The sequence below is a fragment of the Sphingomonas sp. YR710 genome, from assembly GCF_900101455.1.
In the GTDB taxonomy this organism is placed as follows: Bacteria; Pseudomonadota; Alphaproteobacteria; order Sphingomonadales; family Sphingomonadaceae; genus Rhizorhabdus.
This window is the reverse complement of record NZ_FMZJ01000001.1, coordinates 275,967-301,290: the sequence shown is the minus strand read 5'-3', so window position 1 is coordinate 301,290 and position 25,324 is coordinate 275,967. Positions and strand designations below refer to the sequence as shown.

17 protein-coding genes are annotated in these 25,324 nt (G+C 62.7%); 11 read left to right on the top strand and 6 right to left on the bottom strand.

Features of this window, described 5'->3' with window-relative positions; genetic code table 11:
* Nucleotides 1-116 precede the first annotated feature (116 nt).
* The 3 genes from BLS13_RS01450 to BLS13_RS01440 form a co-directional block, all read right to left on the bottom strand.
* Nucleotides 117-2,516 carry a TonB-dependent receptor gene (locus BLS13_RS01450; protein WP_093449514.1) on the bottom strand — a complete coding sequence of 800 codons (2,400 nt, stop codon included), beginning with the start codon at nucleotides 2,514-2,516 and terminating at the stop codon, nucleotides 117-119.
* 403 nt (nucleotides 2,517-2,919) lie between these two features.
* Complete coding sequence (locus BLS13_RS01445; protein WP_218123212.1) at nucleotides 2,920-3,888, bottom strand: SRPBCC family protein; 969 nt, start codon at nucleotides 3,886-3,888, stop codon at nucleotides 2,920-2,922.
* Nucleotides 3,872-4,228 (bottom strand): ArsR/SmtB family transcription factor, encoded by a 357-nt coding sequence (locus BLS13_RS01440; RefSeq protein ID WP_093449215.1) that lies wholly within the window; start codon nucleotides 4,226-4,228, stop codon nucleotides 3,872-3,874. The genes BLS13_RS01445 and BLS13_RS01440 overlap by 17 nt, the downstream gene beginning before the upstream one ends.
* Before the next feature lie 188 nt (nucleotides 4,229-4,416).
* Here BLS13_RS01440 and BLS13_RS01435 point away from each other — a divergent pair, with 188 nt between their 5' ends.
* The 3 genes from BLS13_RS01435 to BLS13_RS01425 all read left to right on the top strand — a co-directional run bounded on the left by BLS13_RS01435 (nucleotide 4,417) and on the right by BLS13_RS01425 (nucleotide 12,991).
* Entirely contained in the window at nucleotides 4,417-10,140 is a 5,724-nt protein-coding gene (locus BLS13_RS01435; RefSeq protein WP_093449212.1) for an alpha-2-macroglobulin family protein, read from the top strand.
* Nucleotides 10,141-10,318: 178 nt separating this feature from the next.
* Nucleotides 10,319-12,445, top strand: coding sequence for a penicillin-binding protein 1C (pbpC, locus tag BLS13_RS01430; RefSeq protein ID WP_371128178.1), 2,127 nt, complete (start codon nucleotides 10,319-10,321; stop codon nucleotides 12,443-12,445).
* Nucleotides 12,446-12,631: 186 nt separating this feature from the next.
* Nucleotides 12,632-12,991, top strand: coding sequence for a SpoIIAA family protein (locus BLS13_RS01425; RefSeq protein WP_143011840.1), 360 nt, complete (start codon nucleotides 12,632-12,634; stop codon nucleotides 12,989-12,991).
* 136 nt (nucleotides 12,992-13,127) lie between these two features.
* Here the strand turns inward: BLS13_RS01425 and BLS13_RS01420 are convergent, their stop codons facing one another.
* A complete protein-coding gene (locus BLS13_RS01420) occupies nucleotides 13,128-13,757 on the bottom strand; it encodes a LysE/ArgO family amino acid transporter (RefSeq protein WP_256325651.1) in 630 nt (209 codons plus the stop codon).
* 54 nt (nucleotides 13,758-13,811) lie between these two features.
* On the opposite strand from BLS13_RS01420, the gene BLS13_RS01415 reads away from it, so the two are divergent.
* From BLS13_RS01415 to BLS13_RS01385, 8 genes are all read left to right on the top strand, one after another.
* Entirely contained in the window at nucleotides 13,812-14,561 is a 750-nt protein-coding gene (locus tag BLS13_RS01415) for an ArgP/LysG family DNA-binding transcriptional regulator (RefSeq protein ID WP_305367247.1), read from the top strand.
* Complete coding sequence (locus tag BLS13_RS20850) at nucleotides 14,543-14,722, top strand: hypothetical protein (protein WP_218123211.1); 180 nt, start codon at nucleotides 14,543-14,545, stop codon at nucleotides 14,720-14,722. Before BLS13_RS01415 ends, BLS13_RS20850 begins: the two co-directional genes overlap by 19 nt.
* A gap of 187 nt (nucleotides 14,723-14,909) precedes the next feature.
* Nucleotides 14,910-15,476: a dTDP-4-dehydrorhamnose 3,5-epimerase gene (gene rfbC / locus BLS13_RS01410; protein WP_093449204.1), complete on the top strand. Its 567-nt coding sequence runs from the start codon at nucleotides 14,910-14,912 to the stop codon at nucleotides 15,474-15,476.
* Nucleotides 15,477-15,511: 35 nt separating this feature from the next.
* On the top strand, nucleotides 15,512-16,573 hold the full coding sequence (gene rfbB, locus BLS13_RS01405) for a dTDP-glucose 4,6-dehydratase (RefSeq protein ID WP_093449201.1): 1,062 nt from the start codon (nucleotides 15,512-15,514) through the stop codon (nucleotides 16,571-16,573).
* On the top strand, nucleotides 16,573-17,478 hold the full coding sequence (gene rfbD / locus BLS13_RS01400) for a dTDP-4-dehydrorhamnose reductase (RefSeq protein WP_093449199.1): 906 nt from the start codon (nucleotides 16,573-16,575) through the stop codon (nucleotides 17,476-17,478). The genes rfbB and rfbD overlap by 1 nt, the downstream gene beginning before the upstream one ends.
* Nucleotides 17,475-18,347, top strand: coding sequence for a glucose-1-phosphate thymidylyltransferase RfbA (rfbA, locus tag BLS13_RS01395; protein ID WP_093449196.1), 873 nt, complete (start codon nucleotides 17,475-17,477; stop codon nucleotides 18,345-18,347). The genes rfbD and rfbA overlap by 4 nt, the downstream gene beginning before the upstream one ends.
* A gap of 494 nt (nucleotides 18,348-18,841) precedes the next feature.
* Entirely contained in the window at nucleotides 18,842-19,918 is a 1,077-nt protein-coding gene (locus tag BLS13_RS01390; protein ID WP_256325664.1) for a sulfotransferase family 2 domain-containing protein, read from the top strand.
* 121 nt (nucleotides 19,919-20,039) lie between these two features.
* Nucleotides 20,040-22,061: an SGNH/GDSL hydrolase family protein gene (locus tag BLS13_RS01385; protein ID WP_143011839.1), complete on the top strand. Its 2,022-nt coding sequence runs from the start codon at nucleotides 20,040-20,042 to the stop codon at nucleotides 22,059-22,061.
* Nucleotides 22,062-22,121: 60 nt separating this feature from the next.
* Here BLS13_RS01385 and BLS13_RS20560 read toward each other — a convergent pair whose 3' ends face one another.
* Nucleotides 22,122-24,062, bottom strand: coding sequence for a GSCFA domain-containing protein (locus tag BLS13_RS20560; protein WP_176943381.1), 1,941 nt, complete (start codon nucleotides 24,060-24,062; stop codon nucleotides 22,122-22,124).
* Between the two features lie 139 nt (nucleotides 24,063-24,201).
* Nucleotides 24,202-25,203 (bottom strand): GDP-mannose 4,6-dehydratase, encoded by a 1,002-nt coding sequence (gmd, locus tag BLS13_RS01375; protein ID WP_093449187.1) that lies wholly within the window; start codon nucleotides 25,201-25,203, stop codon nucleotides 24,202-24,204.
* Nucleotides 25,204-25,324 lie beyond the last annotated feature (121 nt).

The following is a 25,324-nucleotide window of genomic DNA, read 5'->3' as shown; positions in this document are numbered from 1 at the left end:
GGCGACCTCTTCCGTCGGTACTCCGGTCACTGGTGATCAAGCACCGTCACCGCGGCAACCACTTTCTGCATCGGCCGAAGCCAACCCTGTCCGTTAGAGGCGCCGGTCGGCTCGCTTCACTGCCTCGCTCGTAATGTCACGCCGATCACGCGTGGATCGCTGGGCGTGCCGACGATCAGGCCCGAATTGCCCGCCTGGATCGTCAGGTTCTGGATAAAGTCCTTGTCGAACAGGTTGCGCGCGAACAACGCCACTTCGATTGCCTTGTTGAGGCGCAGCCCGATGCTGCCGTTCACCACCGTATAGCCCTTGATGATCGTGTAGGCAGACGCGGTCGGATCGCCGAAGACTTTGCTGCGCGAACTGGAATCAACATGGAGGAGGATCGCCGCGTCAACACCGAACCCACCGATCGGATGGGCATAATCGGCGCCCAGGGTGACCGACCATTTCGGCAGCCCCGAAAGCGCCCGGCCACTGAGATTGCATGCAGCCGTACCTGAACCGATCAGTTCGATCGGGCAGGGACCGTTGGGATAGGAAACATATTTCCCGTCGGCATAAGCGACCGATCCGCGCAACTGGAACTCGCGCGTGATCTGCGCGGTCGCATCGGCCTCGACGCCCTTCACCCGCACCTTGGGGATGTTCGCCAGATAGGTACGCAGCGCCACCGCCGCGCCCGTATCGGTGACGTTGGTCTGGAAATCGCGCACCGTGGTGTAATAAGCGTCGACATTGAAGATCAGCCGGCGATCGAACAGCGCCGTCTTCAGTCCGATCTCATAGGCCGTATTCTTCTCCGGCTTCACCACCGCCGTGTTGAGCGCGGGCAGATTGGCATTGTCGAGCGGAAGCCCCGACATGTTGATGCCGCCTGATTTCGATCCGCGCGCATAGCTCGCATAGCCGAGCACCCCCTTCGTGAAGACGTAGGAGACGTTGGCGCGCCCGGTAAGATCTCCGTCCTTGTCGCGCGCGGCATATGTCTGGCCGCGCAGGATCGACAGCTGGCTGTTGCGCTGGACGGTGGTGACGGTCGCGGGGCCGCCAAAGGTGAAGGTGTCGTACGTCCCTTCCTTCTCCTCATAGGTGTAGCGCAGGCCGCCGGTCACGGTCAGCCCGTCGAGCGGCCGCCAATTGACCTCGCCGAACACGGCGTAGCTGTCCGAACGGAAGTCGGTATGGCCGTCCGTCCCGTACCCGTCGAGCAGATTGCCGGGAAGTGCGGCCGAAGGACCGCCTAGCAGCCAGTAGGTCGCGAGCGGGCCGTAGATCGAGATCGGCCGGCCGGTGATCTTCTGGCGGAAGAAATAGAGGCCCCCGACATAGCTGATCGGTCCGTCTCCGTTCGAGGCGAGGCGCAGTTCCTGGCTATACTGGTCCTGCCGCGACGGGATGTGCTGGGTCAGCTGGATCGGGATGCCGGTATAGTCGCGGTCGTTGGCCGCATCCCAGTTCCAGAAGCGCCACGCGCTGACCGACGTCAGGGTCGCGCGCCCCAGATTCCAGTCGGCGATCGCCGAAACGCCGCCCTCATTGGTCTTCACGCCAAGATCGGCGTCGATGTCGGTCAACCGATCATAAGGATTGAAACTGGGCGGCGTATAGGCACCGCCGGGCACATTCGCCGCCAGGGCCGCATATTGCCGCGCGGTCGTCTTGAGGGTGGGGGCGACCCGTACATAGACCTGCGTGCAGCACTCGCTTTCGAAATTAGCGAAGTCGGCGATCAGGCGGAGCTGGAAGGCATCGGACGGCTTGAACAGCAGCTGGCCGCGTATCGCCTGATTGCCCAGCGTGTTCTGGTCGCGGCCGGTCCTGACATTATGGATCACGCCGTCGCGCCGGGTGGAGAGGCCCGACAGGCGGAACGCCAGCGTATCGGTGATCGGGCCCGAAGCCGACGCCTTCACCTGCACGAAACGATCGCTGCCAAAGGACAATTCCTCACGTGCCTCGGGCGTGAAGCTGGGCAGCCGGGTGGTGACGTTGATTGCGCCCGCCGTACTGTTCTTGCCGAACAGCGTGCCCTGCGGGCCGCGCAACACCTCGATCTGATCGATGTCGGTGAAGTCGAAGGCGGCTGTAGCCGGGCGCGCATGATAGACTTGATCGACGTAGAAGCCGACGCCGGGCTCGAGCCCGTCGTTGGCCTGGCTGACCGCAACGACGCTGCTGCCAAGGCCGCGGATGGTGAAAGCCGTATTGCGGGGATTGGCCGAGCTGTAATTGAGGCTGGGTACCAGCTGGCTGAGCTGGCCGGTGTTGACTGTATAGGATCGGTTCAGCAGGTCCGCACGGACCACCGACAGCGCCGCGGGCACCGATTGCGCATCTTCCGCGCGGCGACGAGCGGTGACGATGATCAATGCCCCCCCCTTATCGTCAGAAGCCTGAACCGCCGCCGCATCATCCACGGCGGCGCTGTCGGCCGCCGCTGCAATCGCCACCGAAGGCACACAAAAAGCCAGCATGGCGACGCTCGTCAGCATCGCGCCAAGATATGAACGCATGAATTCCCCCACTTGCCGCGTTTGCGCGATCACCGAATCGATATATACCGTCGTATATAGAGCAATCGGCAATGAGCAAGGCTTGGGAACGGAACAGCGCAACGGCTGGCCCGACACCTTGAGTGTCGCAAAGGTGCCAATGGCCGCCTTCAAATCCCGTCAGTCTTTAAGGCGGCATCGGCAGAAGCCGCATAATCGCTCGCGACGCCGTGCTACGGCGGAAGTTGGTCGCGAGGCCGCCGTTCACGGAATGATGCAGGAACGGCGACAAAACCTCCGGTCCCCCTTCATCACCGTTCCAGATCTCACGCATTCGCAGGCATCGAATAACCGGGCCTGCCTGAGGACGACGTTCGTCCGATCCACTCTGCATGGGGCGGTCCTTCGGCCGTCAGGCGAGCGATCAATCTGCCAGCGACGCCCCCAGCAGATCGAGAAGCATGCCCGTGCCATGTTCGCGCGAACCGGCGTCGTCATAGCCATCGAGAAAGGCGCCCTGTTCGGTGATCGCCAGCCGGGTTTTCCCGCTCTCGGCCTTCAACTGCACGGTAGCAAGCGAGGCGGAGATCTTCTTGTCGTCGATGTGCATGAGGTAGCTGTACACCAGCCGTTCGTTGGGGATGACATCGTGATAGATGGCATCGAAATCGGAGACCACGCCGTTCGGCCAACGCCCTTTCAGGCGCTCACGCCCACCCGGGCGGACGTCCATCTCGCGTTCGAGCACATCCAATGCGCCGGGCCCGCCGCCGAACCATTTCTGCTTGGCGGCGTTATCGGTAAGCGCTTTCCAGACGCGGGCAACCGGCGAATCATAGCTGCGCTCCAAGTGGAAGGTCGCGTGGACGACCGAGCGCACTTCGATTCCGATCGCGCCACTCATGCGCATGACACATTCCTGCAGCTGGTCCAGCGCGCTGTTCCAACCCGCCTGCGCGCCATCGATCATCGGTGCGGCCACGTCCGGATCGAACACGACATAGGTCTGCGTCACATCGAGCCGGGTACCGGGGAATCCATCGGAAAAGTCGACCTCGGTATAGGCCCGGAACAGCTTGCGACCGGCCGCATCGCTGACATGCGCGTTGATCACGAGCCGGCTGTTCGGAATCAGCTCGACGAAGGTTCCGCGGGTCCAGTGCTCGACGCCTCCGGGCGAGCGCATGCAGACATCGAACCTGCCGCCGACGCGCAGATCGACCGTCGCCGCGGGCACGGTGTACGGCAAGGGCGCAAACCACTGGCTGACATGGTCGGCCGAGCCCCATGCACTGAACACCGTCTCGCGCCGGGCGTGGAGGGAGCGGGTGATCTGCAGCGGCTGCGGCTGAACGAAAGCGGGCATATCCGGGTCTTCATGCGATCGCATCATGATCGTCTCCTTCCGATTCCAGGGTCTTCAAATAGATGTCGAGGCGATCGAGCCGGCGTTCCCATTCCTGTCGGCGCGCATCGATCCATTGTTCGGCCTGGCTGAGCGCGCCGGCTTCGATCGTACAGGTCCGCACACGGCCGACCTTTTCCGAACGCACCAGCCCCGCCGCCTCGAGCACCGCGAGATGCTGCATCGCCGAAGGCAGCGACATCGGCAGCGGCCGGGCCAGCTCGCTGACCGGTGCCGGGCCGCGACTCAACCGTTCGACCATCGCGCGGCGGGCGGGATCGGCCAAAGCATGGAAGAGGCGATCGAGGCCGGGCGATTCGTTAAGCATGCACCTAACTATCTCGAAATCGATAGTTAGGCAATTACTTTAGTTTTCCGAATAACGATTTCCCCGTCAACGAGGGGATCGAAAAGCGCATCCCCAACCTCCAAAACTCGTTTCGTCGACGAAATACAACAGTTCGTCGCTGGACACATGCAACCCCGATGGGCATGTTCAGCCCAAGGGAGAATCCGATGCGTGCATGGTGGGCGGTGTTCGGAGGTGCGCTCGCGCTGCTGGCGCCACTCGCGGCTTTCGGCGGCAACGACACTGCGGTCACGCAGGCGCTGATCGGTCGTGACGGCGCGCGCATCACCCGCCTCACCTTGCGCTTCTCGGCACCCATCGTGCCGCTCGGCCGCTCCACTCCGCCCATCGCGATGGATTGCCCGGTGCCGGGAAACGGACATTGGGCTGACCCCACGACCTTCGTCTGGGAATTTGCAAGGCCGCTGCCCGCCGGCCTGTCCTGCGCGGCGAAGCTCGTCGACGATCTGAAGGATGCCGCCGGCGGCACGATATCCGGCACCCGGCGCTTTCCGATCGATAGCGGCGGGCCCGCTGTCCTCTCCGTGCTGCCGCGCGAGAACGGGTCGATCGAGGAGGATCAGAGCTTCATCATTGCCGCGAGCGGGGCGATCGATCGCGCATCCGTAACGACGGGCGCTTACTGCGCCGTCGAGGGACTTGGCGAACGCATCCCCGTCGACCTGATGCCCGCCGACACGGTGAGGCGCGTGCTGCCGGTGTCGTCGAGCGCATGGGAGCGGCGGGAATTTCTCGACGCTGCAGGAATTCCCAATCCGCTGCCCGCCAATGCGAAGGCACGCGCCGCCGCGCTGGCAAGCACGATCGCGATCAAATGTCACCGGCCGCTGCCGCCCGGCCGGCACGTCTCGATCGTGTGGGGCAAAACGATTCGCACGCCCGGCGGCCCCGCAGTGGGCAGCGATCACCGGCTCGATTTCTCGGTGCGCGAGGCGTTCAGCGCGAAAATGAGCTGCGAGCGCGCAAATGCCGCGGCCGGCTGCGATCCGATCTTGCCGATTACCGTCAGCTTCACCGCGCCGGTGGCGCGCGCCGCCGCACTCGGGCTACGGCTCGACCTTGGCGAGGGCAAGAGCGCGATGCCGACCGCCGACGGCAGTTCCGCCACAGTGCGCGAAATCACCTTCAAGCCCGCCTTCCCCGCCGCGGTCACCGCGCGGCTGACGATACCCGCGGGTCTCAAAGACGAGAGCGGGCGCCCGCTCGCCAATGCGCGGCGCTTTCCGCTCGATGTCGAGATCGCTGAGGCGCCGCCGCTGGTGAAGTTCGCGGCTCCCTTCGGGCTGATCGAGGCGCGCGAGGGCGGGATGCTGCCAGTCACAGTGCGCGGGGTTGAGCCACGGCTGGGCCAGGCGATCAAGGCAGTCGGCGGCGGCATGGCACGGATCGATGCCGGCGACGCCGCGATCGCCGACTGGATGCGCCGGGTGGCCAAATCGCAGGAATCCGATTTCCGGACCGAGAAGAAAAACGGGCAGGACGTCACCATCAACCATACCGGCGATCGGCCACTATTGGCCGCGAAGGACGCGGCGCGGCATTTGCAGCTCGCGCTTCCGGGCGGCGGGCGGCAGTTCGAGGTGGTCGGCATCCCGCTCGAAAAGCCCGGTTTCTATGTCGTCGAGCTGGCGAGCCCGTTGCTCGGGCGTGCGCTGCTCGGGCGGCCGGCGACGCGCTATGTCGCGTCGGCGGCGCTCGTCACCAATATGGCGGTCCATTTCAAATGGGGGCATGGCACGTCACTCGCATGGGTGACCTCACTCGACAGCGGTGCGCCGGTGGCGGGCGCAGCGGTGCGCGTGACCGACAGCTGCTCTGGCAAATTGCTCGCGTCTGCATCGACCGATTCCTCCGGGCGACTGCTGATCCGCGACCTGCCCGCGCCTTCGACGAGCAATGATTGCGCGCAGGAAACGGGTGAAAGCTCGCCGTTGATGGTCTCGGCGCGTAAGGATGGCGACCTGTCGTTCGTGCTGACGAGCTGGGGCGAAGGCATCAGGCCCTATGATTTCGACCTGCCTTATGGCTGGTCCGCGCCGCAGCCGATTTTCCACACGATCTTCGACCGCACCCTGCTGCGCGGCGGCGAGACGCTGCACATGACCCATGTCTATCGCCAGCCCGGCGTGTTCGGGTTCCGATCGGGCGGCGCGGCAAAAGGCGTGCTGACCTTGCGGCATCGCGGATCGGACATGAGCTTCGATCTGCCGCTGGCTTTGGGCCGCGACGGGCGCGGCGAGAGCGAATGGACTCCGCCCAAGGCCGCGCCCACCGGCGACTATGATCTTGTCTTCAAGACCGGCAAGGACGAGATCGCGACCGGCCAGTCGGTGCGGGTCGACGAATATCGGCTGCCGACGATGCGCGCGAGCGTGCGCGGGCCGAAGGAAGCCGCCGTGCGGCCGAAGCGGCTGCCGGTCGATCTCTATGTCGGCTATCTTTCCGGCGGTGGCGCGCCGCATATGCCGATCCGGCTGCGCACCGCCTGGATGGCGATAGCGACGAAGCCCGCCGGATGGGAGGACTGGACCTTCGGCGGCGCGGCGGTGCGCGCCGGCACGGTCCCGCTCGACGAAAATCAGAACGACCTGAAGGCGGCCCCGCTACCCGCCTCCGCCACCCTGCCCGCGACGCTCGATGCACATGGCGCGCTGCGCACCAATATCGACATGCCGGCTCTGCCCGACGAGGCAAAGCTGACGGTGGAGATGGATTATCAGGATGCCAACGGCCAGACGCTGACCGCATCGACCAACGTGCCCGTCTATCCCGCCGCCGTGCGGGTGGCGATCCGGCCCGACGGCTGGATGCAGCGCGCCGGCGCGATGCGGCTCAAGCTGGCCGCGCTAACGCCGGAGGGCCAGCCGGTTTCCGGCAAGCATATCTCGGTGGCGCTCTACACGCGCGAGATCGTCTCGGCGCGGCGGCGGTTGATCGGCGGCTTCTATGCCTATGACAATAGCGCCGTCACCAGGCAGATCGGCGCGCGCTGCGAGGGCACGACCGACGTGCGGGGCATGGCCGATTGTGCGATCGATCCCGGCGTATCGGGCGAGGTGATCGCGGTCGCGACCGCCCGCGACGTGCAGGGCAATGAATCGCGCGCCGTCACCAGCCTCTGGCTGGTCGGCGACGACGAATGGTGGTTCGGCGGCGACAATGGCGACCGGATGGACGTGATTCCCAACGCCAAATCCTATCGCGCCGGCGACATCGCTCATGTCCAGGTGCGAATGCCGTTCCGCAGCGCGACGGCTTTGGTCAGCGTCGAGCGCGAAGGCGTGCTATCCTCTTTCGTCACGACGATTTCCGGCAGAAATCCGGTGATCGACGTCAAGCTGCCCGGCACTTACGCGCCCGATGCCTATATCTCGGTGCTGGCGGTGCGCGGGCGGATCGCGGGGTGGCGGCTATGGCTCGCCGATTTCGCGCGGCGCTGGCACCTGCCCTTCTTCAGCCAGGACGGCGGCTATCCGACCGCATTGGTCGATCTCGCCAAGCCGAGCTACCGGCTCGGCATCGCCAAGGTCGCGGTCGGCTGGGAAACGCATCAGTTGAAGGTCGCCGTTAGCGCCGAGCGCAACCGTTACCGGATTCGCGATCATGCACGCGTGGCCGTGCAGGTGACGGGTCCGGGAGGTAAGCCCCCGGCATCGGCCGAGATCGCCTTCGCGGCGGTCGACGAAGCGCTGCTGCTGCTTTCGCCCAACGATAGCTGGGATATCTTGTCGGTGATGATGGGCGAGCGGCCATTGTCGGTGCTGACATCGACCGCGCAGATGCAGGTGGTCGGCAAGCGCCATTATGGGCGCAAGGCGGTAGCATCGGGCGGTGGTGGCGGCGGCGATCTGTCGTCGCTGACCCGATCCGATTTCCGGCCGATGCTGCTATGGCGCGGGCGGGTGCGGCTCGATGCACAGGGCCGCGCGACAGTCGACGTACCGCTCGCCGATGCGCTGAGTTCGTACAGGCTGGTCGCGGTGGCGACGGCGGGCGAGCAACTGTTCGGCACCGGCAGCACCAATATCCGCACGGTGCAGGATCTTACCATCTATCCCGGTGTGCCGCCCTTGGTGCGATCGGGTGACTTCTACAATGCGACCTTCACCCTGCGGAACGGCACCGATCGGCCGCTGACCGTCACCGCGAACGTTGCGCTGACGCCAACCGTCGCGCGCGGCGCGGCGTTGACCGTGACGATTCCGCCCGGCGGCGCGCGGCCGGTGACGTGGCGGCTGACCGCACCCGAGCATGTCGATCGCCTCCACTGGACGGTGACCGCGCGCTCGTCCGACGGCCGCGCGAAGGATGCGGTGGCCGTCGATCAGCAGATCGTGCCCGCCGTACCGGTCACGACCTGGGCGGCCAGCCTGCTGCGGATCGACGGCGATACGCGGCTGCCGGTGGCGGCGCCGATCGGCGCACTGCCGGGACGCGGTAGTGTGGATATCACCCTGATGGCATCGCCGGTGGCGCCGCTCGCCGGGGTGCGCGCCTATATGACGGCCTATCCTTATGGCTGCTTCGAGCAAAAGCTGTCGAAGGCGGTCGCGCTCGGCGATCGCGCGGCCTGGGCGAAGCAGATCGGCGAGTTGCCGACCTATGTCGCGGCGAACGGGCTTTTGCGCTACTGGCCCGAAGAGCGCCAGCCAGGATCGATCGCGCTGACCGCTTATGCGCTGTCGCTAACCGCCGATGCCCGCTTGCCATGGCCCGACGACGTCAAGGCGCGGCTGCTCGAAACCCTGGAAGGCGTGGTCGAGAGACGGATCACCGAGACATCGGCCTCGCCCGGCGATGCGCGCTTCCTGCGGATGGCCGCGCTGGCGGCGCTCGCGCGCAACGGCGCCGCAACGCTCGACATGCTGCCGCGCGTCGCGATGCCGCTCGCCGACATGCCGACCGAGGCGCTGGCCGACTGGATCGTCACGCTCGATCATGTCCCCGGCGCCGATCCGCGCCAGCGCGCAGCGGCCGAACAAGCCTTGCGCAGCCGCATCATCTATGAAGGCACCCGCCTCGACCTGACCGACGGCAAGACGGCGCCATGGTGGATGATGGTGAGCGATGACGAGATGGCGATCAAGGCGCTGCTCGCCGTCACCGGCAAGCCGGGCTGGCAGGATGAGGCGCCACGGATGATGGTGGGCGTCGCGTTGCGCCAGATGCACGGCCATTGGGATACGACGCCGGCCAATGCGTGGGGCACCGTCGCCGCGGCCCGCTTCACCGCGGCCTATCCGCCGGCGGCGATCGGCGGCACCACGAGCGCCCGGCTTGGTGCGCAGGTGGCGACGAGTATCGCTTTGCGCCCAACCATGCTGAGCCTGAAGCTGCCGCCCGCGCCAATGCCGCTGCTGCTGACGCATTCGGCGACGCCGGGGCCATGGGCATCGGTGGCCGTGCACGCCGCGGTACCGCTCAAGGCCGCGGACTTCGCCGGCTATCGGGTGAGCCGCCAGGTGTCATTCGTCCAGCGCCAGCGCGCCGACCGGATCAGCCGGGGCGACGTGCTCAAGATCCGGATCACCGTCGAGGCGCCGGTCGACCGGACCTGGGTGGTGGTCGAGGATCCGATCCCGGCGGGCGGCTCGATCATCGGCGCCGGCGGCGGCCAGTCGGCGTTGCTCGCCGGACAGAGCGGCAGCAGCGAGGAAGAGGATATGTCGGGGCCGTCCTATGTTGAGCAGGGTCTCGACGCATGGCGCGGCTATTTCGGCTGGATGCCGAAGGGCAAGACCACCGTCGAATATACGGTTCGGATGAACACGCCGGGCCGCTATCTGCTGCCGCCGACCCATGTCGAGGCGATGTATTCGCCCGAGATCCATGCGGCTTTGCCCAATGCGCCGGTGACGATCGTGCCATGATGGGGACAGGGGATTCAATTCCTCCCCGAGCTTGCTCGGGGAGGGGGACCGCCGAAGGCGGTGGTGGGGCAATCCCACCTCTCATCCTCTCCGTCCGAGATTGTTCAGCCGTCGCGCAAGCCTCTCCACCATCCTTCGGATGGTCCCCCTCCCCGAGCAAGCTCGGGGAGGAATTATGATGATCCCCCCCATCGCATGGCTGCGCCGCCGGCCCGTCGGTTGCCTGTTCGCGCTGCTGCTCGCCATCGGCATCGCCGGCCTGTGGACCCGCCCCCCGCCCATCCCCGACTTCGCGCAGACCCGCGCCGACTGGCGGCCGAGCGAGGCATGGCTGCGCGACCGGAACGGCCGGCTGCTCGATGCAACGCGAGTCGATTATTCGGTGCGCCGGCTCGACTGGGTGCCGCTCGCGCGCATCGCCCCCGACGTCCGGACATCGGTGATTGCCGCCGAGGACAAGCGCTTCGCCAGTCATAGCGGCGTCGACTGGATCGGCCTGCTGGGATCGGCGTGGGGCGAGTTGCGCGGCCGTCATGCGCGCGGCGCGAGCACCTTGACGATGCAGCTCGCCGGCTTCCTCGCGCCCGAACTCGGCGATCCGGGCACACGTGGGCTTCGCGCCAAGCTGCGCCAGATGCGTGCCGCGCAAGCGATCGAGGCGCGTTGGAGCAAGGACCAGATCCTCGAAGCCTATCTCAACCTTGCCGCCTTTCGCGGTGAGACGCAGGGGATCGGCGCAGCCGCGCGCGCGCTGTTCGGCAAGGCGCCCGATGCGCTCGACCGCAATGAGGCGTTGCTGCTCGCGGCCCTGCTGCCGTCACCGCAGGCCGATCCGGCGCAAGTCGCGCGGCGCGCCTGCCGGATCGGGCGTATCGCCGATTGCACGACGATCGCCGCGCTCGCCGACACGATGATCGCGCCCGAGACACGGCTGGCCGACGACCCCGGGCTCGCCCCGCACCTCGCTGCCAGCCTGCTGCGCAAACCCGGCGAGACGGTGAAGACCACGCTCGATATCCACATCCAGTCGCTCGCGCTGACCGCGCTCCGGCACCAATTGCTCGGTCTCGGCGCCGATCGCGCGCGCGACGGCGCGGTGATCGTCGTCGACAATGCGAGCGGCGATGTGCTCGCTTATGTCGGCGGTGCTGGCGGCGGATCGACCGCGTCCCATGTCGACAATGCCGCCGCCCCGCGCCAGGCCGGATCGAGCCTCAAACCCTTCCTCTACGCACAGGCAATCGAACGCGGGTTCATCACCCCCGCCTCGATCCTCGACGATGCACCGATCGAGCTCGATACTGCCTCGGGCCTCTATGTGCCCAAGGATTATGATCATGATTTCAAGGGGCCGGTCAGCGCCCGCTTTGCGCTCGCCGGGTCGCTCAACGTGCCGGCGGTGCGGGTGCTGCTGCTCGACGGGGTCGAGGATTTTCGCGATCGGCTGTGGGATCTCGGTTATCGCCGGCTGACCGAGGATGGCGAATATTATGGCTTCAGCCTTGCGCTCGGACCGGCCGAGGTGACCTTGCTGGAGCAGGCCGCCGCCTATCGCGCGCTGGCCGACGGCGGCCGCTATCGCCCGTTGCGCATCCGCGCCGACGACAAAAGCGTGCCGCCGCGGCCGGTGATCGATCCGGCCAGTGCGTGGATCACCGGCGACATCCTCTCCGATGCCGGCGCCCGCGCGGGCACGTTCGGGATCGATTCCGCGCTGCGCCTACCCTTCTGGAGCGCCGCCAAAACCGGCACGTCGAAGGCGATGCGCGACAATTGGTGCATTGGCTATAGCGATCGCTTCATTGTCGCCGTATGGGTCGGCAATGCCGAGGGTGACAGCATGCGCGACGTCTCGGGCACCAGCGGCGCGGCGCCGGTGTGGCGCGAGATCATGCTGGGCCTGCATCGCGACCGCGCGGGTTCCCCGCCCCTGCCCCCCGCCGGCATCGAACGCCGCCTCGTCCATTTCGCCAGCACAATCGAACCGCCACGCACCGAATTTTTCCGCGCCGGCACCGGCCAGGCGCTCGTCGCGCAGGCCCCGGCGACCGCGCGGCGGCCGCATATCGTCAGCCCGGTCGCGGGTAGCGTCTATGCACTCGATCCCGACATTCCGATCGATCACCAGAAGATCCGGCTCGCTGCAATCGGCGTCGCCAATGGCGAGCGGCTGCTGCTCGACCGGCACGACCTGGGAGCGGCGGATGTGGATCGGAGCGCGCTGCCGGGGCCGGGGGTGCACAGCTTGACCCTCGTGGATCGCGACGGGCGCACGCGGGATGAGGTGCGGTTCACTGTGCGGTGAAGAAACACAGGTTAATTCAACACCTTACCTCCACCCTCGCGAAGGCAAGGGTCATCACGCGCCTCCGCAGCGAGGCCCCGTCCTGTATAGAAGAAAAACACATTCTCTGATAAATTACGAATATCTATGAAAGAAATCTATGATACGAGACCATAACTGCAAATAGAAAAAAATGGATGGATGGGGATGCTGACCTTGGAATATGATGCTGAATTGAAGATCATTAAGGGCGTGAGCGCTGGTTTTTTGACTGTTGAAGATGTCGAAGATTACGCACAGAAACTCGCGCGACTTACCTGTCAGGCCCGGGAATCCGACGGCGTTGTAAGGTTGTGCCTCGATAGTCGAGAATCCCTTATCCAATCCCAAGAAGTGATGGCTGCATTTGCCTGCTTACCAAGCATGATATCGAGTCCGAGCGATCGCGTTGCTGTTGTGGTGAGTTCGAGCCTTGCGAAACTTCAAATGAAGCGCAATTTCAACTCCCAACACGAGAGGACCTTTACATCTGTGGAAACGGCCGTTGCCTGGCTCAGGTCGGATTGAAAAGTACGAACGAAATAAAGAAGAACGCAACTACCTTGGTGCGTTTCCTCTATAATGCACGCATCACTTGTGGACAGAGACATAGGCGGCTGCCTCCGCGAGGGCGACGGGGATCGAGCGCGCGATGCGTCGGCAGTTAGGCTATCCACCCACGCAGCAGCAACCCCGCCCCCAGCAGCAACATCGTCACCGCAACCACCGCATCGAGCACCCGCCACGCCATCGGCCGTTCGAACAGCGGCGCGAGCAGGCGCGCGCCATACCCCAGGCCGGTGAACCAGAGCGCGCTCGCTGTCGCCGCGCCGGCAACGAAGGCAATCTGCCCGTGCCCCGGCTGGCTCGCGCCGATCGAGCCCATCAGCAACACGGTATCGAGATAGACGTGCGGGTTGAGCAATGTGAACGCCGCGGTGCGCCCGATCGTGGTGGCGAGCGAGGGCGACAATCCGCCGCCGCCCAGCGCCATGCTGCCCGGATCGAGCGCCCGGCGCAGCGCGGACAGGCCGTACCAGAGCAGGAACGCCGCACCGCCGAGCAACAGGATATGGCTCAGCGCCGGCATGGCCCCCAGCACCGCGCCAAGCCCCGCGACACCGGCCGCAACGAGCAGCGCGTCGGCACAGGCGCAGAAGGCCACGACCGGCCCGACATGCTCGCGTCGCAGCCCCTGCCGCAGCACGAACATGTTCTGCGCGCCGATCGCGACGATCAGCGCGCCCGAGAGCGCAAAGCCGGTGGTGAAGGCGGGGATGGTCATTTCGATCATGCCATCCTCTTGCCGATCGGTTTCGACGTAGACCAGCTCAACTTTCTTATCCAAATGAAGTACAGCTTCATCATGCTCGATTATGCCGCCCTAGCCGCGCTCGCCGCCGTCATCCGCGAAGGCAGTTTCGAACGCGCCGCAAACACGCTCGGCGTGACGCCCTCCGCCGTCTCGCAACGCGTGCGCCTGCTCGAGGAAAGGCTGGGTGCGATCCTCGTCATCCGGCAACAGCCCTGCGTGGCCACCCCCACCGGCGAACGGCTGTGCGCGCATGTCGAGCGGGTCCGCCTGCTTGAGGCCGATGTCGTCGAAGACCTGCCCGCCCCCCGAACGGCTGCGCCGACGACGGTTCGCGTCGCGGTCAACGCCGACAGCCTCAACACATGGTTCCCGAAGGCCGCCGCCGACTTCGCCGAACGGAGTGGCGCGTTGCTCGACATCGTGCTCGACGACGAGGAACATACCGCCGAACGCCTGCGATCGGGCGACGTGCTCGCCGCGATCACCACCGATCCCGCTCCCGTCCAAGGTTGCCGAACCCTGCCACTCGGCACCGCCGTCTACGCCGCAACCGCCAGCCCGGCCTTCATGCGCCGCCATTTCGCCGATGGCATCGACGCCGCCGCGCTCGCCCGTGCCCCCGTGCTCGGGTTCGATCGCCGCGACCTGCTGCAGGCCCGCTGGGCGCGCGACGCGGCGGCGTCCCGCATCTTGCGGCCCCGACCCACTGGGTTCCGGCAACGCAAGGCTTTCTGGACACCGTGCTCGCCGGCCTCGGCTGGGGCATGCAGCCGCTGGCGCTGATCGGCGCGCACCTGGGGGACGGGCGGCTGGTGGAGTTGAAGCCGGGCCACCGGCTCACGGTTGCCCTGCACTGGCAATATGCGCGGCTCGAAGCGCGGTTACTTGCCGGCCTTACGGAGGCGGTTCGCCGTGCCGCAGCAGCAGCGCTGGTCGTGCCTTAAAATCGGCAACCCGCCCGCTTGCATCCATTGAGTCGGAGCGTAAAACTTGGCGGTCGAGGCAGCCTTGCTGAAATCTGTACGGGGGGTCTGGCGCATCTCGACAGGATCATTATCACTGCACTGCGATAAAAATTGTCGCGAACGGGCGGCGTGGGCTCCGCCTGAAGGCATGTAATGGGGGTTCTGCGTGACGGATTCGCCGGTAAAACTGATATCGACCAAGCGCTTTGGCGACGATCGCGGCTGGTTCACCGAAACCTACAACGAAGTTACCTGGGCAAAGTACGGCGTGGCCTGCCGGTTCGTGCAGGACAATCACAGCCTGTCGGCCTTTACCGGCACGATCCGCGGCATTCATTTCCAGACGCCCCCGCACGCGCAGGTCAAACTCGTCCGCTGCTCGCGCGGGCGGATCATCGATTATGCGGTGGATTTGCGGAAAGGTTCGCCGACCTATGGACAACATGTTTCGGCCGAACTCACCGCCGAAAATGGCCTGCAATTGTTCGTGCCCGTCGGCTTCGGCCATGCGTTCGTTACGCTCGAACCCGATACCGAGGTCCAATACAAGGTGTCGGACGTCTATGCTCCGCAATGCGATGGCGGCATACGCTGGGACTGTCCGGATATCGGCATAGACTGGCCCTTGCCTGCCAGTGGACCGACCTTATCCGACAAGGACGTCAAGCTCCCGACGCTTGCCGGCTTCGACAGCCCGTTCGTCTATGATGGCAATCCCCTGCTGCCTCTGTAAGAGAGGCGATGAAAATTTAGCGGAGCATAGTATCGATGCGTATCCTCGTAACCGGCGGAGCGGGCTTCATCGGATCGGCCCTGGTTCGGCACCTGATCGGTGAGACCGATCACGAGGTGCTCAATCTCGACAAACTCACCTATGCCGGCGTGCTGACCTCGCTCGCCCCGATCGACAACAGCCCGCGCTATCGCTTCGTCAAGGGCGACATCTGCGACGGGCCGCTGGTCGCGAAGCTGATGGCCGAGTTTCAGCCCGACGTGGTCGCGCATCTCGCCGCCGAGAGCCATGTCGATCGGTCGATCGACGGCCCGGGTGAATTCGTGCAGACCAATGTCGTCGGCACCTTCACGATGCTCCAGCAGACGCTCGGCTATTGGCAGGGGCTCGATGAAGTGAAGAAGGCGGCGTTCCGTTTCCACCATATCTCGACCGATGAGGTGTTCGGGTCGCTGGGCGAAACCGGCTTCTTCACCGAGACCACGGCTTATGATCCTCGCTCGCCTTATTCGGCGTCGAAGGCGGGATCGGATCATCTCGTGCGCGCGTGGGGCCATACTTACGGCCTGCCGGTGCTCGTCACCAATTGCTCGAACAATTATGGTCCCTATCATTTCCCGGAAAAGCTGATCCCTTTGATCATCATCCGCGCATTGGGCGGCGAGCCGCTGCCGGTCTATGGCGACGGCAGCAATGTCCGCGACTGGCTGTTCGTCGAGGATCATGCGCGTGCGCTGCGCACCGTATTCGAAACCGGCGTACCGGGCGAAACCTATAATGTCGGCGGCAATTCGGAGCGCAAGAATCTCGAGGTCGTCCATGCGATCTGCGCGGCCCTCGACGAGTTTTCGCCGCGCGCCGACGGCAAACTCTATAGCAGCCAGATCACCTTCGTCGCCGACCGGCCCGGCCATGATCACCGCTATGCGATCGACGCGTCGAAGATCCGCGCCGAACTCGGCTGGGAGCCACAGGAGACGTTCGAGCGCGGTATCGGCAAGACCGTCCGCTGGTATCTCGACAATCGGCAATGGTGGGGCGACATCCTCGCCGGCCGCTACGACACGAGCCGGCTGGGGCTGGCGAAAGCCGGCTGATGCGCGACATCCTCATCACCGGGGGCGCCGGACAGGTCGGGCTCGAACTGGCCCGGCAGGCGTGGCCCGAAAATGTCCGGCTGCATATCCCCACACGCGCCGAACTCGATCTTTCCTCCCCCGCCAGCGTGAAGGAGGCATTCGCGGCCTGCCGCTTCGCTGCCGTCATCAATCCGGCCGCCTATACCGCGGTCGACAAGGCCGAGGAGGAGACCGGCGAGGCTTTCCTCGCCAATGCGCAGGGCCCGGCCTGGCTGGCCGAAGCCACGCGCAAGGCCGGCATCCCGCTGATCCATGTTTCGACCGACTATGTGTTCGACGGCAGCAAGGCCGGCGCTTATGAGGAGAGCGATCCGGTCGCGCCGATCGGCACTTATGGCGCCTCCAAGCTGGCGGGCGAATATGCGGTGCGCCACGGCAACGCCCGATCGGTGGTGATGCGGACGGCGTGGGTCCTGAGCGCGCATCGCGGCAATTTCCTGAAGACGATGCTACGGGTGGGCGCAGTCAACCCGCAACTGCGCGTGGTCGCCGATCAGTTCGGCTGCCCGACCTCTGCCGCCGACATCGCGGCCGCCCTGAAGACGATCGCGCTGCGGATGATCGACGATCCGCAAGCCCCGACTGGCATCTATCATTTCGTCAACGGCGGCGAAGCGAGCTGGTGCGACCTTGCCTGCGAAATCTTCAGCCAGAGCGCCGCCGCCGGCGGGCCATCCGCTGCGGTGCTGGCAATCAGCACCGCGGAATATCCGACACCGGCGAAGCGGCCGGCCAATTCGCGCCTCGCCACAGCCAAGATCGGTGCCGATTACGGCATCGTCCCACGCGACTGGCGGCTGGCGATCAACGACATCATTACGGAACTCGTCGGCCCGGTGCCGGCATCGGGGACAATAGCATGAAGGGTATCATTTTGGCCGGCGGATCGGGGACGCGCCTGCATCCGATGACGCTTGTCACGTCGAAGCAGCTGATGCCTATCTACGACAAGCCGATGATCTATTATCCGCTGTCGACCCTGATGCTGGCCGGCATCCGCGAAGTGCTCATCATCTCCACGCCGCGCGACACGCCGAGCTTCCAGGCTTTGCTCGGCGATGGCTCGCAGTGGGGCATGCAGATCGAATATGCGGTGCAGCCGAGCCCCGACGGGCTGGCACAGGCCTATATCATCGGCGCCGATTTCGTGGGCGATTCACCCTCGGCGCTGATCCTGGGCGACAATATCTTCTACGGCCACGGATCGACCGACCTGTTTAAAAATGCGATCTCGCGCCCGACCGGGGCGACGGTGTTCGCTTATCATGTGACCGATCCCGAACGCTATGGCGTCGTCGAGTTCGACGAGAAGATGCGGGCGCTGTCAATCGAGGAGAAGCCGCCGCAGCCGCGATCGAATTGGGCGGTGACGGGTCTGTATTTCTACGACAGTCAGGTGGTGGAGATCGCGGCCAACCTCAAACCCAGCGCGCGCGGCGAATTGGAGATCACGGATGTGAACCGGATCTACCTGGAGCGGGGCGCGCTGTCGGTAGAGGTGATGGGACGCGGGTTTGCCTGGCTGGATACCGGTACTCCCGACAGCTTGATTGAGGCGGCGGAATTTGTGCGGACGCTGGAGAAACGCCAGGGATTCAAGATTGCATGTCCAGAAGAGGTGGCATTCGATCAGGGATTTATCGATGCGGCGCAGCTTGACAAACTGGCGGCGGCACTGGGCAAGAGTGCATATGGCACCTATCTCAAGCAAGCGATACTGCGCCGTTCATGAGGTCGTGGAAGTTTTCCCTTGGTTAAGAAGTAGGGAGGCCGCGCAATAATTCGCGCCCACTAGAGCCCTTCAGGGTTAGGTTGAGGCACCGGGATCGCATCGGGAAGCTTGCTGGGCAGAAGTCGCGCGCCGTGCGGGCTTGGTTGCCCCGTGCAAGCGTCACGACGCCCCCAGCCAGCTCCCAGATGCCCCCCCTTCGGGGCGGGTCGAATTTGGCCCATTGCCACGCTGCTCGTCGGTCACAATGCCGCGACATTGCTCCCTCATCAACCGCCTCTGATCGCCCCATCCGCAGACGGCCGGTGGTCTGCAGGACCTTTCGGCTATGGCCCGGCGGCGTGGACAAATCTCGCCAGAACGCCTAACGCTTGGGTTGCATACGCATGCATTTTTCCCACACTGTGGCGGCATGCGGTGCGTTTGTTTCTCCTTATAATTTGCAATGTCGAATAGTTGATTTTTCTAAATCTATTAGGATTTGTGCCGTGTCTACGATGTTATTTCAGTCAAGGGTGACAAGCTGTTTCATCTTTTCTGATCAAACTCCTCTAGTTTATATTCTGAATCCAAAAAGCGGCTGTTCGACCGTCCTTGGATATATGTGGCAGGTTGTCGACAATTTACGTGACACGCAGACGTTTTCCGGCGATCCCCATGGCGCCGGACCTTGGCAAAGAATTGCTGACATGCCCGCCGAATCCGTTGATGCAGTGGTGGCGCGGTCGACTTTTTCGATCGTCCGCAATCCCTTTGCCCGGGCCTTATCGGGTTACCTTTCCAAGATCGGCGAACGATCGCAGCAGGATCTGTTCGTCTGGCGCCAGTTCCAGGATCGTTTCGGCTTACCCGACAATGCGGTCCCCACATTCGATGAATATCTCGAAATGATCGAGCGCGAACCGGTTGAAATGATGGACCCTCACTGGAGCCCCCAATATTTTAATCTGCTGCAACCAGTGGCGCGCATTGACCATCTCTTCTACCTTGAAAACATGCTACCCGCGGTCGAATATTTGCAACAGCATCTATCCGGACGCATGATGCGATCTAATATCGGGTTTCGTGATGCGCGCACGCGTCTTGATCACTTTTACACACAATCGGCGATTGACCGCGTGAGTCATATTTACGCGATGGACTTCGAAATGCTGGGATATAGTCAAGACATCACCCTTCAACGAGCGGTCAAACCGATCGCCTCACTGGAAGGTCGCCCCGAGGGGCTGAGCCCTATGCTCAAGCATATGGCGACGAAAGACTGGCAGGAAAAGCTCGCTCATCTCGATCACTTCGAAAGATTGAACGGCGTTGACGCAGCCACCGCAATGGCCCGCTTTTGTTGCGGGGGCGAAGAGCAGTCCCGAATGCGGGCAGCGGAATCCGTTCTTCTGAGCAGCCCCAAGAACTGGCTTGTTTTGCGCGAGATCGCAGCGATGTTCACGGCGCATGGCCAGCATGAAAAGGCCGCGCGCTTTGCCGCGGCAGCGGAATCGGTGCACCAAGCAATTCGTTGGCGCAAGCACGAGATGGCCTCGTCAGGCGATCCGGGACCGGCAATCGACAGCCCGTGATCCGATTCATCCGAAAGGCTGCAATGCCAATTCGTAATGCGCTGTCACTGTGACATGTTTGAGTGAATTTCGCAGGCGATAGGCCGAGCTACACTTGCAATATGCTGGAATCGGTATCACGATGATAGAGTCCCAAAATCTGACGATTACTGAGAAAAACGCATTATCTTTTGAAGGTATTGTTGATGTTCCTGGTAACCTTCATATAAAATTATCCAGTATTTTGCCATTTCTCGTCAAAATTGGCGGAAGTCTGATAATAGACGAATATTGCTCTCTGCAATGCCCGATGTTGACCGTCGTCAACGACGGACTGACGGTTTATGGCTCGGCCACGCTGGAAAAATTAGTGTATGTGGGAAACCACTTATACGCTTATTCGAATGCCAGCGTCCGATGCGATGCCCTTGTTGCGATCGGTGGGGGTCTATTCATTTATCCCGAATCGAGACTTATAGCACCTGAGATCCACAATATTGGCGGCGGCCTCTCGATTAATTCAGATGTTGACTTACAAAAACTGATGCTTGTCGGAGGTGGACTGGTCATCAATGCGAAAACGCGGCTCGATAAACTTCATATGGTGGGAGATTATCTGTACGCATTCAGCCCAACGAGACTAGAAACGCTGACTAAAATCGCAGGGGATCTCGTCATCAATGCGGCCGCGGTACTGGAAGCGCCGGCCTTGATATCGGTGGGTGACAGGCTCGTTGTTTACGGTGTGACAAAACTCGACGGCCTTGAACGTATTGGAGGCGATCTGCACGCATCAGTGGATGTCCGGCTTCCGGCACTCACACGCTTAACCGGCAGATTGTTTTCGAGCGAAGGTGCCACCGTCGAAATGACTAGCCTCGCGCCCGCAGGGCAACCGCAAAATCCGATCCCTTCACTCGCTGACATTTCCTATGATGCCCCCCCCTCCCCGTGGACCGGAAAAAATTGGGCCGCCCTTGGCACATCCGTTACGATTTTCGGCGCATATACGCAGCCGCTCGCAGCGATGCTTGGGGCGACACTCAATAACCTCGCCGTGGGCGGCGGCTCGCTTTCGACGTCAGCGACCTCGGACCCGGGTGGAATATACGCGCAGATATCGAACATCCCGCTCGATGCGGATCTGGTGACGTTCGAGGCGGGAATGATTGATTTCCGAACCAACGCGACCCTCGGTGCGCTCTATGACACATCCATTGAAACATTTTACGGCGCGATTTACCGGAGCATCGCCGACACGCTGGCCGCAAATGCAAGGCGCACGATTATATTCCTTACGCCTTTCGGTACGACATCGTCGAACTTCGTCGGCCAATGGGATACCCAAAACGAAAATGGCGACAGACTTGAACAATTTGTCGCTGCGATCCACGAAGTTTGCGCCTGGTGCGGCGTGGCAGTCATCGATGCGGGACAAAGTGCCGGAATCGGTGGCCTCACTAGCAGCGTTTATCTGGCTGATGGCGTCCATCTCAATCCCGCGGGAGGTCTGAAACTCGCGCACTATATTTACGACCAACTGATTGGCTTGCGTCCGCATCCGACGTTGCCGGGCGACCGTTCGCCGGGCTTGGGGGAGTGGTCCCTCGCTATTCCGACGCAAGATGTATTGTCCGGCACAGGTTGTGATGGGATCACCATCGCACAGGATCAAGTCGATTTTACCCTGGCCGAAGGATTTTATTTTTCGGCCCTCTGGCTAACCGACGCGGACCAGAATGCGGTGGAGTTTACGTCCCTCCCCGCCTCCGGCAACAGCCTGTGGATATTGTTCGGATCAGGCGTAGCCGGCTGGATTGGTGCTGGTGACTTCGGCAATCTAGGCGCCCAGCGCATCGCGACCTTCGAGGCGGCCCACGGTTCCGTCAATTTCGGCAAACTGATCGATTCGGCGTTGAGTTTTGACGCGAACGAAGCCGGCATGCGGTGGCGCGTGGCGAGGTCAGGGAATATCGTTCACATTTTCCAGCATCGACGAACCGATGATCTGTGGGTGCAGGTAGGCAAGCCGATCGACCTGAACACGCAAGGTTTTGCTTCCGAATATCATACGGACGTCAAAATCGGGATTTTGGCCAACCAAGGCACTGTTGGCGCGTTCCTCGCCGGTACCTACGGGCCGTTGGAGCAACTGACCCCTTGAGAAACGCCGATCAAATCGGCGCCCCTCGCCCGACGAACGCAACCTCTCAGCAGTTTGCCATCAAAATCGCGCGATCGCTTCCTCATCGCAAACGATATCGAAGAGCGATTTCTTCTTCTCCGGCACCGCGATCAAATCCTCCGCAGAGTCGTTTGCGGGCACGTTCTCACCATTGCTCGTATATCGCCGCATGAACACACCCATGACGTGCGTAACGCCTTCCGGTTTCACTTCGCGCAGATCGTCCTCGAAATATGCACCGCGATTATAGGAGCCGGTGATGATCTCGAACGAAGGGAAATATTCGACATGCGCATATGCCTGCCGGGCCAGATCAGCGGCGGTGCGCAGGACAGCCTTGCTATAGGTTGTGGCGGTCAGCGCATGCTTATGTTCGAAGGTCGCGATCAGCGGCACCGGCGACACCGTCAAAATGATGCGGCATTTCGGATTAATGACCTGCAACATATCAATGACGGAAAAGAGATCCGCTTCAATTTCCTGGATAGAAAAATTGATGAACTCATAGCGTTCCGGATTGACCTCACCACCAGCAACGCCGGGCGCAAGCGGGAAGACGGCGCCGTCATATTTCGAGCGCCAGCCCTCGGTGAGGCCCAGGGTGAAGACGAAAAATTCCATGTCACGGATCATTGTCCTGACGGCATCAAGATGGCGCTCGCGTGATTCAACCAAGGCCGGGAGATCTGCGAACCCGTCCGGTTCGATCTGGGGCCGATAGGGATCCACCAGCCGTCCATCCGGCCTCGTCCAGAAGACATCGTCCGGCGTGAACGCGCCCTCAGCGCGCTGAATCAACTGCAGCAATTGCCTGACGGTGTAGATGTTGCCGAACCGTGCGGAATAGGTTCCGAAATTCTTGGCTCGGGCTTCCTCTTCCCCCATACCGGCAGGGGCTGATTCCGGCACATAATAATTGAATCCGCTTCGGGCCAGCGTCCGCGCTATGTGCTGCGCAAAGCAACTGCCGGCAGTCGCCAGCTTTTCGGTCGGCCGGATCGCGAAACGCGGCGCGACCACAGGGTCGAGTTCGGCGGCATTCACCGAAGCAACCGAGTTGCGCCAGAACTGCACCTTCGGCACCGTACTATAAGGATTTTTGGCCTTGATCTCCGTCGGCTGCGCCGCCGGGGCCACCAGCTTCTCGTCGAAATCCGCTGGCGAAAAATTCAGCGGATCGATGGTCGAAAGCTCGAATTTGTCTAGTTCCGCGTAAGTTTCGTTGATGAGGCGCGGCAGAAGCAAGGTGCCATGCGGCAATTTGAAGGCGTAATCGCCGCGCATTCCCACGCGTTCCGCCAACGACGGATAAACCGGCCAGACCGGCATATTCTTCATTGGATCCTGAAGCGACTCCTCAGCGTTCCAGCTAACAACCTCAAGTCCGACCTGCTCGAAAATTTTGCGAGTGAGATCGGCAAGAACGTTCAACTTGGGATGGTTGAACGAATACATGAACGAGCCCGTGGCCGTCCACGCCTCGAAAGCGGCAGTAAGCGGCATGCCAACGGCAACGCCTTCCGCCAGAAGGTCAGCCTTCGCAGCCGCCCACACATCATAATAGCCCAGACGGGAAAACACCTGGGGAGTGAACATCTCAAGGGCATCCTCGACGGATTTCCCCCGCAAGTAGCTATAGATAGCGATCGCCGAATGGTAAGTGAACATCGGGCCGCTGATCGCCTCGACTTCGCTCTTTCCCTTTGGGCATGCCCGCAAGTAGGTCATATCCGGGTGGTAGCCGTTAAAAGCGATAACCGGGAAATAGCAGATTTTTGATTCGGAACCGGCCGGCGCATGTCCACGGAAGAATTTCTGCGAGAAGATCAGATCATAGTCCGCCACAATCTGCGATGCGGGATGTGTTCCGTTCCAGACGTCCATTTCATTGATGAAGTCAACATGCAGTCCAGGGATCATGTTACGCGCGCATGCCGCGATGGTTTCACCCTGGCAATTGGCCAAAACTGCAATCTTCATCGTCATCCCTTACTTCACACACACCGACCGTCCCAAACCCGCGGCAACGCAGCATCGCACGCTTGGCACGAAACATCCAGACCGCGAGGACCGCGTAATGCGGCCTCCGCGGACGGCAAGCCCAGTGGGGTATGCCCTTTTACATGGTGGCCTCTGCGACGACCTGCAGCGCCGCCAGCCTTGCGATGTCGGCATCAACCATCTCGTTGATCATATCGACCAGCGAGGTTTCGGCCTTCCATCCCAGGACTTTCTGAGCCTTCGCAGGCTCGCCTAGGAGAACATCCACTTCGGATGGGCGGAACAGGTCAGGATCGATAATCAGATATTTGTCCATATCCATGCCGACACGTTCAAAGGCGATCCGGCACATGTCACGCACGGTGGTGGTAATGCCGGTGGCAACGACATAATCGTCGGGCACATCCTGCTGCAGCATCATCCACATCGCCTGCACATAATCGCGGGCATGGCCCCAATCGCGCTTGGCGTCGATGTTGCCAAGCCGCAGTTCCTTGGCCAGCCCGAGCTTGATCCGCGCTACGCCGTCGGTCACCTTGCGGGTTACGAACTCAATGCCGCGCAGCGGGCTTTCATGGTTGAACAGGATGCCAGAGGAAGCGTGCATGCCGAAACTCTCACGGTAATTTACGGTGATCCAATGCCCGTAGAGTTTTGCTACCGCATAAGGCGAGCGCGGATAGAAGGGCGTCGATTCCGACTGCCGCTCCTGCTGAATCAACCCGTACATCTCGGACGAAGATGCTTGATAGAAACGCGCATCGGGCTTGATCAGCCGGATCGCCTCGAGCACGTTGGTCACGCCGACCGCCGTAATGTTCGCGGTCAGGATCGGCTGCCGCCAGGAGGTCGCCACGAACGATTGCGCGGCGAGGTTATATACCTCATCGGGCTGAACTTCGGTGACGACACGAATCAGAGACGAGAGATCCGAAAGGTTCGCGTCATGGATCTTGACATCCCGCTGAATCCCCAACCAGCGCAACCGATGGTCGGCAACGCCGAAGTGGGATGATCGGCGGACGGCGCCGTGCACTTCGTAACCCTTCTTGAGCAGGAACTGGGCAAGGTAGGCGCCATCCTGGCCCGTCACTCCGGTTATCAAAGCACGCTTCGTCATTCTGCTTCCTGTCACTGCTTGCGAATTTGTCCTAATGCCCGGATCGCATATCGTGGCATGCCGCAATATGCCAGCCTTTGCGACCAAAACAGCGGCGGCGCCGGAAGTTTAGCTCCAAAAG